Below are 1,609 nucleotides of genomic sequence, written 5' to 3'. Positions count from 1 at the left end.
GCTGTGCGTCGACGACGACGGCCCGGGCATCGACGCCGAGCGGCGCGAGGCGGTACTCGGCCGCGGCACCCGCCTGGACGAGCAGGTCGCCGGGCACGGTCTGGGCCTGGGCATAGTGCGCGACATAGTCGAGGCCTGGGATGGCCGCATCGAGCTGCAGGACAGCCCGCTGGGCGGGCTGCGGGTGGCGATCAGTCTGCCGCGGCGCTGAGCCCGCCTGCATTCAGTCAGAGCATCACATGCCGTTGGCAAAGGCCGGGTTGTCGAAACCGATAGCCTCGCGTACCGGCTGCAGGGCGCGGGCGTAGCGCACCAGGACGTCGAGGGCGTAGTCGATGCGCGCGCGGATGCGCTCATCGGCCTCGTCCGCCGCCTGCGGGCCGTTCAACACCTTCTCCACCTGGCGCACGATCAGGTGCTCCGGCAGGTAGCACAGGCGGCAGTTCTTGTAGCTGGAGGCGCGCAGCTCGCTGATCGGGTAGGCGCCGCCGACCCCGGAGGACACACCCACCAGCAGCCCCGGCTTGTGCGCCAGTTCGGCCTTGCTGGCGTAGATGAAGAAGTTCTTGATCGCCGGGCAGGCCATGCCGTTCCACTCCGGGGCGAGGATCACCACCGCGTCGGCGGCGGCCAGTTGTTGCCGGTACAGCTCCCAGGGGCCGCTGTCTTCAGCCGGCCACAACGGCAGCGGGGCCAGGCCCAGGTCGATGACGTTACTGCTCTCCGGCGTGGTCTGCTCCAGTTCGATCAGGCGCTGGCGCAGAAAGCGCGCGACCTTGCCCGACTGGCTGTTGTTGCGGCTGGAGCCGGCGACTAAGGCGATATTGAGCATGCTGTTTCCCCCTTGAGAAGCATGGATGAGGCGATGTACCGCGCGCGGCGCGAATAGATCCGCACCTGCAGGTGCGCACGATTGGCGGCGGCATAGCGCAAAAGAACGCGCAGGCTAGGCCATTGCCTGCCTGCGCAGCAAGGGAGCGGCCGCCAGAATGACGGCCGTTTCGCGTCACACGCGGAACTGGTCCATCAGGCCCTGCTGGTGGTTGGCCAGGCGATTGAGGTTCTGGCTGACCTGCGCCGATTCCGCGGCCTGGCTGCTGATGGCCTCGGTGACGTCGCGGATCGAGGCGACGTTGCGGTTGATCTCCTCGGCCACCGAGCTCTGCTCCTCGGCGGCGCTGGCGATCTGCAGGTTCATGTCGGTGATCAGGCCGACCGCCTGGCCGATGCGCTGCAGCGCCGCCACCGCCTGCTGCACCTGTTCGACGCTGCCCTGGGCCTGGCGATGGCTGCTGTGCATGGTGCTGACCACTTCGCGAGTGCCATTCTGCAGGCCCTCGATCACCTGGCGGATTTCCTCCACCGAGTCCTGGGTGCGCTTGGCCAGGTTGCGCACTTCGTCGGCGACCACGGCGAAACCGCGCCCGGCCTCGCCGGCGCGGGCGGCCTCGATGGCGGCGTTGAGCGCCAGCAGGTTGGTCTGCTCGGCGATGGAGCGGATCACCTCGAGCACCGAGCCGATCTGCTCGCTGCTGCTGGCCAGGCCTTCGACCTCCTGCATGGCCACGTTCATCTCGTTGGCCAGCAGCTCGATGGTGCTGGTGGTCTT

The 1,609-nt window shown here is 68.2% G+C and carries 3 protein-coding genes; 1 reads left to right on the top strand and 2 read right to left on the bottom strand.

The annotated features are described in order from the left end of the window. A partial coding sequence (locus N878_RS19820; protein ID WP_031303569.1) for an ATP-binding protein occupies positions 1-211 on the top strand: 211 nt, incomplete at its 5' end. A 24-nt stretch (positions 212-235) separates the two neighbouring features. Here N878_RS19820 and N878_RS19815 read toward each other — a convergent pair. Beyond that, positions 236-832, bottom strand: a complete 597-nt coding sequence (locus N878_RS19815) for an NADPH-dependent FMN reductase (protein WP_021445293.1) — start codon at positions 830-832, stop codon at positions 236-238. A gap of 174 nt (positions 833-1,006) precedes the next feature. Beyond that, positions 1,007-1,609 (bottom strand): methyl-accepting chemotaxis protein (locus N878_RS19810; RefSeq protein WP_031303568.1); only part of this gene is annotated, 603 nt, incomplete at its 5' end.

Source organism: Pseudomonas sp. EGD-AK9, assembly GCF_000465935.2.
Taxonomy (GTDB): Bacteria; Pseudomonadota; Gammaproteobacteria; order Pseudomonadales; family Pseudomonadaceae; genus Aquipseudomonas.
Note: the sequence above shows the minus strand (reverse complement) of the source record. Positions and strands in the feature narration are given on the sequence as shown.